Raw genomic sequence first — 14,446 nt, forward strand, 5'->3', positions numbered from 1 at the left:
GGCGGTCTGTTCCGGTGCGTGTTCCACTGTTCCGCACTCCCCCGGGCAACGCGTGCCACATCTGTCATGTTCAGGCACAAGGATCGCGGCTGGACGGCGCCGGGCACAGTCGAACGCGCGGAATCTCCCCGATACGTGTGAAAGTGGCGGCTCCGGAGGGTCGGAACGGGCGTGTGGGCAGTGGCGCGACTGGCGGTGTCCCGTGCGAGGATGGGACCTCCTCCAGACCTCGGACTAGGAGAATGTCCACGTGGGAGTGGGTTCGGACGGAGTGTCGGGCAGGCAGCGGCGAAAGGACCGGAGCGGTCGTGAGTGAGAATCAGAACCTCCTCGCGGAGCAGCGTCGCGCCCTGATCCTCGACGAGGTGCGCCGCCGCGGCGGCGTCCGTGTGAACGAACTGACGCGCAAGCTCGGTGTGTCCGACATGACGGTCCGCCGCGACCTCGACGCGCTGGCCCGTCAGGGTGTCGTCGAGAAGGTGCACGGCGGCGCGGTCCCGGTGGCCGAGGCGAGTACGCACGAGCCGGGTTTCGAGGCCAAGTCCGGTCTGGAGCTGACCGCCAAGGAGGACATCGCGCGGGCGGCGGCCGAGTTGGTCGCGCCCGGCTCGGCGATCGCGCTCTCCGGCGGTACGACGACGTACGCGCTGGCGCATCGGCTGCTGGACGTCCCGGACCTGACGGTGGTCACCAACTCGGTGCGGGTGGCGGACGTGTTCCACTCCGCGCAGCGCACCTCCGGCCAGCGGCAGGGCGGCGCCACGGTGGTCCTCACGGGCGGTGTCCGCACGCCGTCCGACTCGCTCGTCGGACCGGTTGCCGATCAGGCCATCGCGACCCTGCACTTCGACGTCCTCTTCCTCGGCGTGCACGGCATATCGCTGGAGGCGGGGCTGTCGACGCCGAACCTCGCGGAGGCGGAGACCAACCGGCGGCTGGTGCAGTCCGCGCGGCGGGTCGTCGTGGTCGCCGACCACACCAAGTGGGGCACGGTGGGCCTGAGTTCGTTCGCCGCGCTGGAGCAGGTCGACACGCTGGTGACCGACGGGGGGCTTCCGGCCGGTGCCCGCTCGGAGATAGCCGAGCATCTGCGGCGGCTGGTCGTGGCCGGTGAGCCCGAGGACGATACAGACATCTGACGGACCGGCGGCTAGGGTGTCGCTGCCCGCGCCGCCGGAGCTGTCCGCGGTGCCGGGCGCCGAGGTCATCGATCGCTGCCGACCGGGACTGGTTCCCGCTGGGGGGTTCGCTCATGGCACGCCGTCTGCGTCCGGTAGGACCCGACTTCGTCGAGACCGCTCCGGTGCGTCTGGTGTTCGCCCGCGAGGTGACCGCCGATCCCGAGGCGGTCTTCCGGGCGCTCGCCGAGGACGTGTCCGGCTGGAGCGACTGGTTCTCGGCGGTGACGCTGGCCCGGCCCACCGCCGACGGCGCGGGACGCGAGGTGCGGCTGCGGGGTGGCACGCGGTTCGAGGAGACGGTTCTGGTCGCCGAGGCGCCCCGGACATACGCGTACCGGGTGGACGCGACGAACGCGCCGGGGATACGGGCGCTCGTCGAGGAGTGGCGGCTGACGCCCGCCGGCCGGGGCACCCGCGTGCAGTGGACCTTCGCCGCCGACGGGACGGCGCTGTTCCGCGGGGGCCTCACCCTGGGGCGCGCCGGTCTGGGCCGCGCCTTCCGCGGCGCGGTGACGGCACTGGACCGGCGGCTGGCGCCGACGCACGCCTGAACTCCGGTCCCGCGCCGGTCAGTCCGGCCAGACGCCCGTGTGCAGCAGGCTGGTGATCGCCTCGGTGTACGGGGCGATGTCCAGGCCCTGCTCCTCCAGCCAGGCGTCCGAGTAGTACTTGTCGAGATAGCGGTCGCCCGGGTCGCAGAGCAGCGTCACCACGCTGCCCTTGCGCCCCGAAGCCACCATCTCGGCGACGATCTTCAGGGCGCTCCACAGGCCGGTTCCGGTCGAACCTCCCGCCTTGCGGCCGATGGCCTGTTCCAGCGCGCGCACGGCGGCGACGCTGGCCGCGTCGGGGACCTTCATCATCCGGTCGACCGCGCCCGGCACGAAGCTCGGCTCCATGCGCGGCCGGCCGATGCCCTCGATGCGTGAGCCGCAGTCGCAGGTGACGTCCGGGTCGCCGGTGGTCCAGCCCTCGAAGAAGCAGGAGTTCTCGGGGTCGGCGACACAGATGCGGGTGTCCGCCTGCATGTAGTGGACGTAGCGCGCGAGGGTGGCCGAGGTACCGCCGGTGCCGGCCGTGGCGACGATCCACGCGGGCTCGGGGAACCGCTCCAACTCCAGCTGACGGAAGATGGATTCGGCGATGTTGTTGTTGCCGCGCCAGTCCGTGGCGCGTTCCGCGTAGGTGAACTGGTCCATGTAGTGGCCGCCGGTCTCGACCGCGAGGGCGCCGGCCTCCTCGTACATCCGGCGCGAGTCGTCCACGAAGTGGCACCTGCCGCCGTGGAACTCGATGAGGCGGCACTTCTCGGGGCTCGTGGTGCGGGGCATGACGGCGATGAAGGGCACGCCGATGAGCCCCGCGAAGTACGCCTCGGAGACGGCGGTGGAACCGCTGGACGCCTCGATCACCGGGCGGTCCGGACGGATCCATCCGTTGCACAGGCCGTACAGGAACAGGGAGCGGGCGAGGCGGTGCTTGAGGCTGCCGGTGGGGTGGGTCGACTCGTCCTTCAGGTACAGGTCGATGCCCCACGCCTCGGGCAGCGGGAAGCGGAGCAGGTGGGTGTCCGCCGAGCGGTTGGCGTCGGCCTGGACCTTGCGGACGGCCTCTTTGAGCCAGCTCCGGTATCCCTCGTCGGTACGGTCGACGTCGAGGGTCTCACCGGTCCGGATCTGCTGGGGAGTGCTCACGGCAGGGCTCCTAACGCCTGGTGCCGACGCCGCTTGAACTGGTCGGACGCTTCGATCATAAACACCTTCCGCACGCTTCTCACCTGCATAAACACACCTTTGGGCGCCCCAAAGGCACCCCTGGGTACGGCGTGCGGGCGCCGACGAGGGGGGCGCATACCGGCCTTTGCGCCCGGCGCCCCGACCGCCTCGCCATGCGCACTGGTGCTGGGCGCCACCTGCGGGCAGACTGCCCCACGGGGCGATCGCCCCCGCCGGGGACGGGCACCGGGAATCACGACAGGCACAGCCGCGGCGCACAAGGGGGCGGAGCAGCATGGCGGAGCCGGAGTTCACGGCCACGGGCGTGCGGATCGGGAAGCGGCTGCGTTCGCTCACCCGGGCCGGACAGGTCCGGATCAGCGACGGCAGGCTGCAGTTGCTCACCAGCTACGGCAGTGAGATCGACAGTGCCCCGGTGCAGGCGGTGCGCGCGTCGAGGCCCTGGTTCGCGCACGAGGACCGGGCGTCGGCGGACGTCAACGGCACCCGCTATTCGCTCACCCTCGGCGAGCACGATCCCGCCCCCGGAAGGCCGGGGCCGCCTTCGGCGCGCCGCTTCATCGAAGCGGTCCGCAGGGCGGCGGGACGCGGTCGCTGAGGCGGCCACGACGGCTCGGAAGGCACCGCGAGTTGCAGGACGGCGCCCCCTGGGTCACTCTGATGTCACATCACTACTCTGGGTCAACCGGCGATAACGCTGCGAACCAGCCCGCCGGTCATCACAGCGGGCGGCCGTTCCACTCAGCCGCCCCGCTGGATCCGATCTCCGTCTTCTTCCGGACCTCAATTCGGGGAGTCGCAGCCGTGATCAGCCAGCCAAGCAGGCATTGCACGGTGGAGCTCCAAGCCCTGCCGTCGCGGATCGGCCAGGTCCGCAGAATCGTCTCTGCACAGTTGCGTTACTGGCATCTGGACCCCTTGATAGACCGGGCCGCGCTCGGAGTCACCGAGCTGCTCACCAACGTGCACCTGCACGCCCAGCCCGACAAACAGTGCACCGTGAAGATCGAGCTGCTGCTCGACACCCTCACGGTCTCGGTACGCGACCACGATCCGCGGCTTCCCGAGGTACGGGAGGCCGACACCGGCGCCACGTGCGGACGCGGCCTCGCCATGGTCGCCGCGGTGAGCGAGAACTGGGGCGCGCGGCCCGACGGCGAGTCGGGCAAGGTCGTCTGGTTCACGCTTCCGGCGAAGGCGCCCGTGGTGGCGTCCACGCTCCGCTCGCCGTACGAGATCTCCTGCGAGGCCTCGCTGCGGCAGACCGTCGACGCCCTTCGGCCGGAACATGCTCCCGCCCGGTCGGCCGTTGCCGGCTGACCGGGCGGTGACCTCCGTCGCGTACGCGGCTCCCCGGAGGACGTCGTACGGGTCAGGACGGCTCACTCGGTGGCGATGGCGCGCAGTACGTCCAGTCGCGCCGCCCGCCGAGCCGGACGCAGGCCCGCGAGGGCACCCGCGCCGAGGCCCACCAGGGCCACCACCACGAGCCGGAGCGGCGGTACCGCGAAGGCGAACGCGGTGTCGGACGCCCCCTCGGAGGCCTCGACCAGCACCCAGCCGAGGAAGGCACCGAGGGCGAGACCACCCGCCGTGCCGAACGCGGCGACGAGGACCGACTCCCAGCGGACCATGGCGCGAAGCTGCGCCCGGGTCTGCCCGACGGCCCGCAGCAGTCCGATCTCCCGGGTGCGCTCGTGCATCGCGAGCGTCAGCGTGTTGGCGATGCCCAACAGGGCGATGAGGACCGCGAGAGCCAGCAGCGCGTAGACCAGGGTGAGCATCATGTCGATGCCGCCCGCGGAGGAGCGCGCGTACGCGTCGCGGGTCTGCACCTCGGGGTTGCCGTAACGCTCGGCGACCTGTCGCACGGCGGCCGTGCCCTGCGCCGTGCTCACTCCGTCCTTCAGCGAGACGGCCACGAGCGTGTCGGAGTCCTGTGTGCGATGCGGGGCCCAGGCCGCGCGGGTGATGACGTACTCGCCCGCGAGTTCCGACTGTCCGTAGACGGCGCGGACCGTGAAGTCCTGCTGCTGGCCGTCGGTGAAGGTGAGCCGGGCCGTGTCCCCGGTCTCCAGGTGCTGCCGGTCGGCCTCCTTGCGGGTGATGGCGATGCCGTCGGTGCCGAGAGCGCTCAACGAGCCCCGCACATGGCCGAGATCGAAGACCCTGCCGAGGGTGACCGGATCGGTGACCGTCAACGCCTTTCCGCTGCCGTTGACTTCGGCGACGCCCTTGCCGAGCCCGACGGCGTCCTCGACCACCGGCACCCGCGCCACGGCGGGGGCCAGCCGGGGGCTCAGCCCGCTGCCGCCCGCGCCGAACGAGGGTGCGCTGACGGCGATGTCGCCGGCGAAGGAGCGGGAGACCGTCTGGTCCATGGTGGCCTTGAGCGAGGCGCCGAACACGGTGAACAGCGAGACGACGGCGACGCCGATCATCAGGGCGCCGGCCGTGGCCGCCGTGCGCCTGGGGCTGCGCAGCGCGTTGCGCCGGGCGAGTCCGCCGGTGACACCGCGCAGCCTGGCGACGGGGGTACCGAGGACGCGTACCGCGGTGGAGGACGCGACGGGCCCGAGGACCACGAAGGCGGCGAGGGCGAGCAGCGCGCCGAGGCCGGCGAGCCAGAGGGACGGGGTCAGCAGGACACCGGTCAGGGTGGCGGCCACGGCGAGGGCGGCCAGTCCCCCGCCGGTGATCGCGCGTCCGCGGGAGGCGCCGGACTCGTCGACGGCGGTCTCCCGCAGGGCGGCGAGTGGCGCGGTGCGACCGGCCCGCGCGGCGGGCAGCAGCGCGGAGGCGAGGCAGACCACGACGCCGACGGCGAGGGGCAGCAGCATGGACAGGCCGCTGATCACCAAGGCGCCGTCGGGGAAGGGGAATCCGATGGCCGGGAACAGCGCCTGGAGTCCGGCCGCGATCCCGACACCACCGGCGAGTCCGACGGCGGAGGCCGTCACGGCGACGACGGTCGCCTCGGCCAGGGTCGACACGGTGACCTGGCGGCGTGAGGCGCCGAGAGCACGCAACAGCGCGTTCTCACGGGTGCGTTGGGCGACGACGATGGCGAAGGTGTTGTGGATGGAGAAGGTCGCCACGAGGAGCGCGATCCCGGAGAAGACGAGCAGCAGTGTGGTGAAGATCGTCAGGAACTGGCTGGAGATCATGTCGGTGTTCTCCTGCGCGGACTCCTGTCCGGTGATGGCCTCGACTCCCTTGGGCAGCACGGGAGTCAAAGCGGAGACGAGTTCCTCCTGGCCGACTCCCGGGCCGGCCCGCACCCGGATGCTCGCGGCCTCGCCGGGCTTCGGGGTGAGGTACTTCTCGGCGTCGGCCCGCGTCATTCCGGTGAACGTCACCTGCGCCATGCCGTCCTCGCCGCCGAAGGTCGCGATGCCCACGATCGTCACCCGGACGGGGTCGGGGGTGCGCAGGACCGTCGTGTCACCGATCCGCAGGTCGCCCTTCTTCGCGGCGCCCCGGTTGACGACGACCTCGCCGGTCCTCGCCGGCGCCCGGCCCTCGGCGAGCCGGTAGGCGTTGAGTTCCGGGTCGTCGATCCAGTTGCCCGCGAGGGTGGGCGGACCCTGCCCGCCGATGGGCTTGCCGTCGGCGCCGACCAGTTGGCCCGCGCCCTGGATGTCGGGCACCGCGGCGGCTACCCCGGGAGCCCGCTCGATCGTCCGCACGAGATCGGTGTCGACGGGGCTGCGCACGCCCTGGCTCTCCCCCGGCGCGGTGATGGTCTCGGCGCTGCGGACGACGGCGTCGGTGCCCTGGGTCGCGTTGCCGAACATGGTGTCGAACCCGGCGCGCAGGGTGTCGCCCATGACGAGCGTGCCGGCCAGGAACGCGACACCGAGGAACACCGCGAAGAACGTACCGGCGAAGCGCCGCCGGTGGGCGCGCAGCGACGAGACGCTGAGGCGCAGGGCGGTGTTCATACCGGGGCCGCCGTTGCGTCGAGGGCCTTCATACGGTCGAGGACCCGGTCGGCCGTCGGGTTCTCCATCCGGTCGACGAGACGTCCGTCGGCGAGGAAGACCACCTCGTCGGCGTGCGCCGCGGCGACCGGGTCGTGCGTGACCATGACGACCGTGCGGCCCGTCCGGCGCACCGTCCGGCCGAGGAGGTTCAGTACCTCCCCGCCGGAGCGGGAGTCGAGGTTGCCGGTGGGTTCGTCGGCGAAGACGACATCGGGCCGGCCGGCGAACGCCCGTGCCACGGCGACGCGTTGCTGCTGTCCGCCGGAGAGCTGGCTGGGCCGGTGATGCAGCCGGTCGCGCAGGCCGACGACGTCGACGAGCGAGTCGATCCACTCGCGGGAGCCGCCGGTGCCGGCGAGGTCCAGGGGCAGGGTGATGTTCTCCGCGACGGTGAGGGTCGGGATCAGGTTGAAGGCCTGGAAGACGAACCCGACGCGGTCGCGGCGCAGCAGGGTCAGACGGCGGTCGTCGAGCGCGCCGATGTCGGTGTCGCCGATGTGGGCGGTTCCGGAGGTGAGGGTGTCCAGGCCCGCGGCGCAGTGCATGAGGGTGGACTTGCCGGACCCGGACGGGCCCATGATCGCGGTGAAGCGGCCGGCCGGGAAGCCGACGCTCACCCCGTCGAGGGCCCGTACGGCCATGTCGCCGCCGCCGTACACCTTCACGGCATCGGTGACCCGGGCCGCGTCACGGCCGGTCGTCTCGGCGGTCATGCCGCACCGCCCTTGGCCGTGCGGCCGAACTGCTCGTCGAGGACGGACAGCCGGCGCCAGTACTCGTCCTCGTCGATCTCCCCGGAGGCGAAGCGCCGGCCGAGCACGGCGATCGGCGAGTCGCCCGTCGGCCGGGGGTCAGCGGGGCCGAAGCCGCCCACGGCCCGCCACGGGCCACGGCGGCCACGCCGGGCGGTGCGCCGCAGGACGGTCACGGCGCCGATCACGACCGCCGCCCAGATCAGCGGGAAGAACAGGATCCACGGGCCGGGGCCGCCGTCCCAGTTCGCCAGGGTCTGCATCTCGGGTCATCTCCTCGGTGGGACCGCGCTGTCACGCGGGATCTGCTGATGCTTCGAGACTCGCTCCGCGAGGGGGTCCGAGTCGTCGTACGGCCAGCGGCCGTCCGCGTACCTCCGCGGGAGTACGCGCGGCGTCCGACGCTGCTCCGAGGGCGTCCGCCCCGGCCGGACCTGCGGGTGCGCCCTCGCGCCTCGACTGTTGTACCTACTGGTATGTACAGTGAGTGCATGGACACTGCGGACCGACTGATCGAGTCCACACGCGAGCTGCTGTGGGAGCGCGGTTACGTGGGCACCAGCCCCAGGGCGATCCTGGATCGCGCCGGGGCCGGGCAGGGCAGCATGTACCACCACTTCCGCGGCAAGCCCGACCTGGCGCTCGCCGCGATCCGCCGCACGGCGGCCGAGATGCGGGCCGCCGCCGAGGCCGCGCTCGCCCCGCCCGGCTCCCCGTACGAGCGCATCGAGGCCTACCTGCGCCGTGAACGCGAGGTTCTGCGCGGCTGCCCCGTGGGGCGGCTCACGATGGATCCGGACGTGATGACCGACGCCGCGCTGCGCGCACCGGTCGAGGAGACGCTCGACTGGCTGCGCGGGCGGCTGGCCGCACTCGTCGAAGAGGGCAAGGAGCAGGGGCAGTTCGCGCCCGCGCTCGACGCCGGTGACACCGCCGCGACGATCCTCGCGACCGTCCAGGGCGGCTATGTGCTGGCCCGCGCCTCGGGTTCCCCGGCCGCCTTCGACGCGGGAGTGCGGGGACTGCTCGCGCTGCTGGCCCCGGCCGCCCCCGACACCGCGCACGGATAGGGACTCCGCCATGCACGCGATGCAGTACGAGATCACGCTTCCCGCCGACTACGACATGACCGTCGTCCGCGACCGGGTCGCCCGGGTCGGCCACCTGCTCGACGCGTGGGACGGCCTCGGGTTCAAGGCGTATCTGATGCGCGAGCGCGGGGTCGACGGATCCCCGGTGAACCAGTACGCGCCGTTCTACCTGTGGAACACTGTCGAGGGCATGAACTCCTTCCTCTGGGGAGGGGCGTTCCAGGGCCTGGTGAACGACTTCGGGCGCCCCGTCGTCCAGCACTGGACCGGACTGGTCCACGAGGAGGGCGGCGCCGCCGGCTCGGCGGCCGTGGCCGCGGTCCGCACCCGACGTCCTGTCGCCGAGGGAGTGGAACTGGCGGAGGCGATGGAGGAGGCGGTACGGGAGACCGTACGACTCGCTTCCCTGGACGGGGTGGTGAGCGCGGCGGCCGCCGTCGATCCGCGCCACTGGGAGACCGTCCACTTCTCGCTCTGGGCCGACGCCTCCCCCACGGCGGCCGGAGAAGTCTTCCAGGTGCTTCATCTCTCGCAGCCGGAGCGGGAGTCGCTCCCCCGGGGCCGGCAGTGGTGAGCCCGGGCGCCACCGTCCGCACCGTGCTCGGGGACCTGCCGCCCGAGGCCATGGGGGTGTGCGACGCGCACGACCACCTCTTCTTCGGCAGCCCCCGACTGCCGGGCCAGGAACTGCGGGACGCGTCCGCCGCCCGCGCCGAGCTGGCCGCCTTCCGCGAACAGGGCGGCGCCTGCGTGGTCCAGTGGACGCCGTACGGGCTGGGCAGGCGCGCCGCCGATCTGCCGCTGATCTCCCGCGACACCGGGGTGCACATCGTGGCGGCGACCGGACTGCACCAGGCCGCCCATTACGCACCGGAGTCACTGCGGCGGCTGCGCGGCGACCTGGCCGCTCTCTTCGTCTCCGAACTCACCTCGGGCATCGGCACGTCCGGTGTCCGGGCCGGGCTGATCAAGGTGGCGGGCGCCTTCCACGCGGTGGACGCGCACGCCCGCTGGACCATGACGGCGGCGGCCGAGGCCCACCATGCCACCGGCGCGCCGATCGCCGTCCACCTGGAGCTGGGAACCGCCGCCCTCGACGTGCTCGACCTGCTGTGCGGGGAGTCGGGTGTGCCACCGGACCGGGTGATCCTCGGGCATCTGAACCGTTCGCCGGACCTCGTGGTCCACCGTGAGGCCGCCGGAGCGGGGGCCTATCTCGCGTTCGACGGCCCCTCCCGCGCCAACCACGCCACCGACTGGCGCATGCCGGACGCCGTACGCGCCCTGGCCGACGCCGGGTTCGGAGAAACCCTGTTGCTCGGAGGCGACACGACGACAGCGGCAGCCCGGTCGGTGAACGGCGGCCCGGGTATGCCGTATCTGCTGCGGCGCGTCCGCCCCCGGCTCGAACACGCCCTGGGACAGGACCTGGTGGACCGGATCCTCACCGACAATCCGGCACGCGCCTTCGGCGTGGCCTGGCGTCCCTGAGACGGGACGACGAACCGGGCCCTCAGCCGGCCAGAGCCGACAACGGGTCGTCCAGGACGGGCTGCCACGCCAACTCGGCCGCGCCCACCAGGCTGTTGTGGTCCAGGGTGCACGCCAGGATCGGCACCACACCGCTGCGGCCCCACAGGCTGCGGTCGGCGACGACGGCACGCAGCCGTCCCGGGTCGGCGTCCAGCAGGCTGCGGTGGAGCCCGCCGAGGATGATGCGGTCCGGGTTGAGGATGTTGACGAGGCCCGCGAGTCCGAGACCGAGCCGGTCGATGAGCGCCTCGGTGGCACGGCGTACGGACGGATCGCCGTACTCGTCGCGGATCAGCTCGTTGGACTGCTGGAGCAGCGACACCTCGGGGCCGGGGGCACGGCCCGCGGCGGTGAGGAAGGCCAGCGGGTCCGCCTCGACGTCGAGACAGCCGCGGCTTCCGCAGTAGCAGGGGCGGCCCTCGGGGTTCACGGTGAGGTGACCGACTTCGAGGGCGAGCCCCGAACTGCCGGTGTGCAGGCGGCCGTCGAGCACGAGCGCGCCACCGACACCGCGGTGTCCGGTGGCCACGCAGAGCAGGTCCCGGGCGCCGCGGCCCGCTCCGTGCCGGTGCTCGGCGAGCGCGGCGAGGTTGACGTCGTTGGCGGCGAACGCGGGTCCCTCGATGCCCGCCGCGCGCACCCGCTCGGCGAAGATCTGCCGGACCGGGGCTCCGGCGGGCCACGCCAGGTGCAGCGGGTTGAGGGCGAGTCCCTCGGGTTCGGCGACGGCGGACGGAACGGCGAGGCCGGCGCCGACGCAGCGGCGGCCCGTCGCCCGGAGCAGGTCGGCGCCGGCCTCGACGACCGAACCGAGCACCTTCGCCGGGTCGGCGTCGATCGCCTCGCAGCCGGGCGCGGTGGCCACGATCCGGCCGCCCAGGCCGACCAGCGCGGCGCGGAACCCGTCGGCGTGCACCTGCGCGGCGAGCGCGACGGGCCCGTCCTCGGCGACCTCCAGACGGTGCGAGGGGCGCCCCTGGGAGCCGGCGGCGGCACCGGGCCGGGCGTCGACGCGGATCAGCCCCAGCGCCTCCAGCTCGGCGGCCACCGCGCCCGCGGTCGCCCGCGTGACGCCCAGCTCGGCGGTGAGCACGGCACGCGTCGGCGCACGCCCGGTGTGCACGAGCTCCAGGGCCGGTCCGAGCGCACCGCGCCCCCGGTCGAGCCGTGTCCGCGTGTTCCCGTCCCCCGCCGTCCGGGGGCCCGCCTTGCCGTTCATGAGGGTGAGTCTCCCATGATCCGCTCCCGCGGTGGCCCGCCCCGTCGGCTCGGCCGGTGCGGTGTGCGATGCCGGGCCGCGCCGGGCGTCCCGTGCACTCCGCGCGGCCCGGCCGACCCGGCGGGCGGACGACGCGACGTCGCGGGCACCGCTCAGAACCCGCTGACCCGGAGCGTGACGTTCAGCCGTCCGGTCAGCCCCAACTCGGGCGGTCCCGTGCCCCCGTACACCCGTGGCACACCGTGGAACGCGAGCCGTGACGCGCCGCCGAACACGAACAGGTCACCGCTGCGCAGCTCGACGTCCGTGTAGGGCCGGGTCCGGGATTCCGTGTTCCCGAACCGAAAGACGCAGGTGTCTCCGAGACTGAGGGAGACCACCGGGGCGTCGGACGACTCGTCGCCGTCCCGGTGCATGCCCATGCGGGCGTCGGCGTCGTAGAAGTTGATCAGCGCGATGTCGTACGCGGGCCCGCCTCCGCCGGGGTCGCTCCCGCCGAGGGCGTCCACGGCCGCCGCGCGGGCCAGCTCGCCGAGTTCGTCGGGGAACGCCTTCACCGGGGAGCCGTCACCGTCGACGACCGTGCGGGCATAGCCGTACGGGTACCAGTGCCGGCCCAGGCAGACCTGCCGGGAGGTCATCGTGCCGCCGCCGGGGGTACGGACCGTGCGCAGTCCGGCCGGCGGCCGTGCCCAGGCCCGGCAGTCCTCCAGGAGCCGCAGCTGGCGGCCCGCGTCCAGCCAGTCCGGGAGGTGGACCGCTCCGGGCGCGATCTCCCTACGGCTGCGGGGAAAGAGCTCCGCGTCCATCGACATGCCTCCATCCTCGCGCACCCCCGCCGACCTGTGTCCCTTAGCCTTGACCCACGATGACCGACCGGATGACCAGCCCCTGGGGCGACCACGAGCTCGCCCGATTTCCCGAGGACCCCCGCGACCCGCTGCGCGCGTGGGACGCCGCCGACACCTACCTGCTGCGACACCTCGCGGAGAGCGGGACCGACCTGACGGGTTCGGTCGTGATCGTCGGAGACCGGTGGGGCGCTCTCGCCACCGCGCTGTCCGCGGCCGGGCCGACGCAGATCACCGACTCCCACCTGGCCCAGCAGGCGACCAGGGCGAACCTGGCGCGGGCCGGTGCCGAGGAGTCGACCGTCCGGCTCCTCACCACCCAGGACCCGCCTCCCGGGCGGATCGACGTGCTGCTGGTCCGGGTGCCGAAGAGCCTCGCCCTACTGGAGGACCAGCTGAACCGGCTGGCGCCCGCGGTGCACCCCGGCACCGTCGTGGTGGGCACCGGGATGGTCAAGGAGATCCACACCTCGACGCTGAGGCTGTTCGAGCGGATCCTCGGCCCCACCCGCACCTCGCTGGCCGAGAAGAAGGCCCGGCTCATCTTCTGCACCCCGCTGCCCGGGATCGCCCGGGAGGCCAACCCCTGGCCACTCAGCTACCGGCTCCCCGAGGACATCGGGATCGTCTCCGGGCGCACGGTCGTCAACCACGCGGGGGTGTTCTGCGCCGACCGCCTCGACATCGGCACCCGCTTCCTGCTCCAGCATCTGCCGCGCAGCCGGGGCCCCGAGCGGGTCGTCGACCTGGGCTGCGGGAACGGAGTGGTCGGTACGGCGCTGGCGCTGGCCAATCCGGACGCGGACGTGCTCTTCGTCGACGAGTCGTACCAGGCGGTCGCGTCGGCGGAGGCGACGTACCGGGCGAACGCCGCCGGGGACGCCGAGTTCCGCGTCGCCGACGGTCTGGCGGGCGTCCCCGCCGGAAGTGTCGATCTCGTCGTGAACAACCCCCCGTTCCACTCCCACCAGGCGACGACGGACACGACCGCGTGGCGGATGTTCTCGGACGCCCGCGACGCGCTGCGGCCCGGCGGTGAGCTGTGGGTGATCGGCAACCGCCACCTGGGGTACCACCTGAAGCTGCGCCGTCTCTTCGGCAACAGTGAACTGGTGGCCGGGGAAGCGAAGTTCGTGGTCCTGCGGGCCGTGAAGAAGGACGTCAGCCGGTAACGCCGCGCAGGGCCCGGGGCGGGGCGCCGAGCTCACGCCTGCACGCCTTGTTGAACGCCTGCAGGTCGGGGATGCCGACGGCGGCGGCCACGGCCGGGATGGAGAGGGTCGAGGCGCGCAGCAGGTGGTGGGCGCGCTCCAGTCTGCGCCGGCGGATGTACGCCACGACGGTGCTGCCGGTCTCGGCGCGGAACAGCCGGGTGAGGTGGTTGTGGGAGACCCCGGCGGCGCGCGCGACCTCCGGGATGGTCAGGGGGGCGGCGAGACGGGCCTCGATGTGGGCGATCGCGGTGCCGACGGCGGGGTGCGGCCCGGGTCGTGTCGCGGCGGCCGGCGCGAGGTCGGCGACGCGCCACAGTGCGGCCCAGATCTCGGCCCGCGTGCGGTCGGGCTGCGCCGGGGCCGCCGCGACGGCGTTCAGCAACAGTGCCGAGAGCAGGGGGAGTTCGGGGCCCGCGTCCTGTACGACGGGAACCGTCCGGGGTGGGCCGGCGGGTGTGATGCGCAGGTGCGCGTAGAGGTGCTCGGAGCGGCCTCGGTAGCGGAACCGGACCGTGGCACCGGGCGGCACGAGGCTGACCCGGCCGGGCCGGACGACGTGCGCCGTGCCGTCGACGGTCAGCTCGGCCTCGTACTGGTAGAGGTGCAGCTGCCACAGCTCCGGCAGCCGGAACACGTCCGTGGCACTCGCGACACCATGCACCCCGACGCCGACACCGGCGACACCGGGCGGCTCACGGAGGTACAGCTCCGTCTCGCGCACGGGGGAAAAGTACCAGTGGCGGTCCGGGGCGCCCGGGGCGGCATCGGCGCGGACATCGCCCACGCCGCCCGTCGGCCTTCCGTTTCGCCACGAAAGGGTCAACCACGTGTCGCGCGGTGCCAGTCGACGCCCTTCCGCTCCGACCGAACCGGTGCACTTTCC

Annotated in this window: 15 protein-coding genes; 8 read left to right on the forward strand and 7 right to left on the reverse strand. The window is 73.0% G+C overall.

All coding sequences use genetic code 11. The annotated features are described in order from the left end of the window. Positions 1-308 precede the first annotated feature (308 nt). Together AB0C62_RS30025 and AB0C62_RS30030 are read left to right on the forward strand one after the other, a co-directional pair. A complete protein-coding gene (locus AB0C62_RS30025) occupies positions 309-1,139 on the forward strand; it encodes a DeoR/GlpR family DNA-binding transcription regulator (protein ID WP_362978420.1) in 831 nt (276 codons plus the stop codon). Between the two features lie 113 nt (positions 1,140-1,252). Beyond that, positions 1,253-1,732, forward strand: coding sequence for an SRPBCC family protein (locus tag AB0C62_RS30030; protein ID WP_362978422.1), 480 nt, complete (start codon positions 1,253-1,255; stop codon positions 1,730-1,732). Between the two features lie 18 nt (positions 1,733-1,750). On the opposite strand, the gene AB0C62_RS30035 is transcribed toward AB0C62_RS30030, so the two are convergent. Further along, positions 1,751-2,875, reverse strand: coding sequence for a PLP-dependent cysteine synthase family protein (locus tag AB0C62_RS30035; RefSeq protein WP_362978424.1), 1,125 nt, complete (start codon positions 2,873-2,875; stop codon positions 1,751-1,753). Between the two features lie 316 nt (positions 2,876-3,191). Between AB0C62_RS30035 and AB0C62_RS30040 the strand changes: the two genes are divergently transcribed. Both AB0C62_RS30040 and AB0C62_RS30045 read left to right on the forward strand, forming a co-directional pair. Further along, a complete protein-coding gene (locus AB0C62_RS30040) occupies positions 3,192-3,515 on the forward strand; it encodes a hypothetical protein (protein WP_362978426.1) in 324 nt (107 codons plus the stop codon). Between the two features lie 206 nt (positions 3,516-3,721). Then, positions 3,722-4,237 carry an ATP-binding protein gene (locus tag AB0C62_RS30045; protein WP_362978428.1) on the forward strand — a complete coding sequence of 172 codons (516 nt, stop codon included), beginning with the start codon at positions 3,722-3,724 and terminating at the stop codon, positions 4,235-4,237. Between the two features lie 62 nt (positions 4,238-4,299). Here the strand turns inward: AB0C62_RS30045 and AB0C62_RS30050 are convergent, their stop codons facing one another. The 3 genes from AB0C62_RS30050 to AB0C62_RS30060 are packed head-to-tail and all read right to left on the reverse strand — an operon-like array spanning position 4,300 to position 7,918. Further along, positions 4,300-6,861: an FtsX-like permease family protein gene (locus AB0C62_RS30050; RefSeq protein ID WP_362978430.1), complete on the reverse strand. Its 2,562-nt coding sequence runs from the start codon at positions 6,859-6,861 to the stop codon at positions 4,300-4,302. Beyond that, positions 6,858-7,616 (reverse strand): ABC transporter ATP-binding protein, encoded by a 759-nt coding sequence (locus tag AB0C62_RS30055; RefSeq protein WP_362978432.1) that lies wholly within the window; start codon positions 7,614-7,616, stop codon positions 6,858-6,860. Before AB0C62_RS30055 ends, AB0C62_RS30050 begins: the two co-directional genes overlap by 4 nt. After that, positions 7,613-7,918, reverse strand: a complete 306-nt coding sequence (locus AB0C62_RS30060; protein WP_362978434.1) for an SHOCT domain-containing protein — start codon at positions 7,916-7,918, stop codon at positions 7,613-7,615. The genes AB0C62_RS30055 and AB0C62_RS30060 overlap by 4 nt, the downstream gene beginning before the upstream one ends. A gap of 213 nt (positions 7,919-8,131) precedes the next feature. Between AB0C62_RS30060 and AB0C62_RS30065 the strand changes: the two genes are divergently transcribed. The 3 genes from AB0C62_RS30065 to AB0C62_RS30075 are packed head-to-tail and all read left to right on the forward strand — an operon-like array spanning position 8,132 to position 10,237. Further along, entirely contained in the window at positions 8,132-8,725 is a 594-nt protein-coding gene (locus AB0C62_RS30065) for a TetR/AcrR family transcriptional regulator (protein WP_362978436.1), read from the forward strand. Between the two features lie 10 nt (positions 8,726-8,735). Beyond that, complete coding sequence (locus tag AB0C62_RS30070; RefSeq protein ID WP_362978438.1) at positions 8,736-9,320, forward strand: DUF4865 family protein; 585 nt, start codon at positions 8,736-8,738, stop codon at positions 9,318-9,320. A gap of 50 nt (positions 9,321-9,370) precedes the next feature. Beyond that, a complete protein-coding gene (locus AB0C62_RS30075; RefSeq protein ID WP_362978474.1) occupies positions 9,371-10,237 on the forward strand; it encodes a phosphotriesterase in 867 nt (288 codons plus the stop codon). Between the two features lie 22 nt (positions 10,238-10,259). On the opposite strand, the gene AB0C62_RS30080 is transcribed toward AB0C62_RS30075, so the two are convergent. Together AB0C62_RS30080 and AB0C62_RS30085 are read right to left on the reverse strand one after the other, a co-directional pair. Then, positions 10,260-11,498 carry an ROK family protein gene (locus AB0C62_RS30080; RefSeq protein WP_362978440.1) on the reverse strand — a complete coding sequence of 413 codons (1,239 nt, stop codon included), beginning with the start codon at positions 11,496-11,498 and terminating at the stop codon, positions 10,260-10,262. 152 nt (positions 11,499-11,650) lie between these two features. Further along, positions 11,651-12,307, reverse strand: coding sequence for an alpha-ketoglutarate-dependent dioxygenase AlkB (locus AB0C62_RS30085; protein WP_362978476.1), 657 nt, complete (start codon positions 12,305-12,307; stop codon positions 11,651-11,653). 59 nt (positions 12,308-12,366) lie between these two features. On the opposite strand from AB0C62_RS30085, the gene AB0C62_RS30090 reads away from it, so the two are divergent. Then, positions 12,367-13,521, forward strand: coding sequence for a methyltransferase (locus AB0C62_RS30090; RefSeq protein WP_362978442.1), 1,155 nt, complete (start codon positions 12,367-12,369; stop codon positions 13,519-13,521). Here AB0C62_RS30090 and AB0C62_RS30095 read toward each other — a convergent pair. Then, the gene (locus AB0C62_RS30095) at positions 13,511-14,284 is read right to left on the reverse strand and encodes a helix-turn-helix transcriptional regulator (protein ID WP_362978444.1); all 774 of its coding nucleotides are present in this window, start codon (positions 14,282-14,284) and stop codon (positions 13,511-13,513) included. The genes AB0C62_RS30090 and AB0C62_RS30095 overlap by 11 nt on opposite strands. Between the last annotated feature and the right edge of the window lie 162 nt (positions 14,285-14,446).

Source organism: Streptomyces sp. NPDC048643, assembly GCF_040650615.1.
Classification (GTDB): Bacteria; Actinomycetota; Actinomycetes; order Streptomycetales; family Streptomycetaceae; genus Streptomyces.

Coding starts and splice junctions, on each gene's coding strand:
- AB0C62_RS30065 (WP_362978436.1), top strand. CDS start 8,132: ATGTACAGTGAGTGCATGGACACTGCGGACCGACTGATCGAGTCCACA.
- AB0C62_RS30075 (WP_362978474.1), top strand. CDS start 9,371: ATGGGGGTGTGCGACGCGCACGACCACCTCTTCTTCGGCAGCCCCCGA.
- AB0C62_RS30080 (WP_362978440.1), bottom strand. CDS start 11,498: ATGAACGGCAAGGCGGGCCCCCGGACGGCGGGGGACGGGAACACGCGG.
- AB0C62_RS30085 (WP_362978476.1), bottom strand. CDS start 12,307: ATGGACGCGGAGCTCTTTCCCCGCAGCCGTAGGGAGATCGCGCCCGGA.
- AB0C62_RS30040 (WP_362978426.1), top strand. CDS start 3,192: ATGGCGGAGCCGGAGTTCACGGCCACGGGCGTGCGGATCGGGAAGCGG.
- AB0C62_RS30055 (WP_362978432.1), bottom strand. CDS start 7,616: ATGACCGCCGAGACGACCGGCCGTGACGCGGCCCGGGTCACCGATGCC.
- AB0C62_RS30070 (WP_362978438.1), top strand. CDS start 8,736: ATGCACGCGATGCAGTACGAGATCACGCTTCCCGCCGACTACGACATG.
- AB0C62_RS30030 (WP_362978422.1), top strand. CDS start 1,253: ATGGCACGCCGTCTGCGTCCGGTAGGACCCGACTTCGTCGAGACCGCT.
- AB0C62_RS30050 (WP_362978430.1), bottom strand. CDS start 6,861: ATGAACACCGCCCTGCGCCTCAGCGTCTCGTCGCTGCGCGCCCACCGG.
- AB0C62_RS30090 (WP_362978442.1), top strand. CDS start 12,367: ATGACCGACCGGATGACCAGCCCCTGGGGCGACCACGAGCTCGCCCGA.
- AB0C62_RS30060 (WP_362978434.1), bottom strand. CDS start 7,918: ATGCAGACCCTGGCGAACTGGGACGGCGGCCCCGGCCCGTGGATCCTG.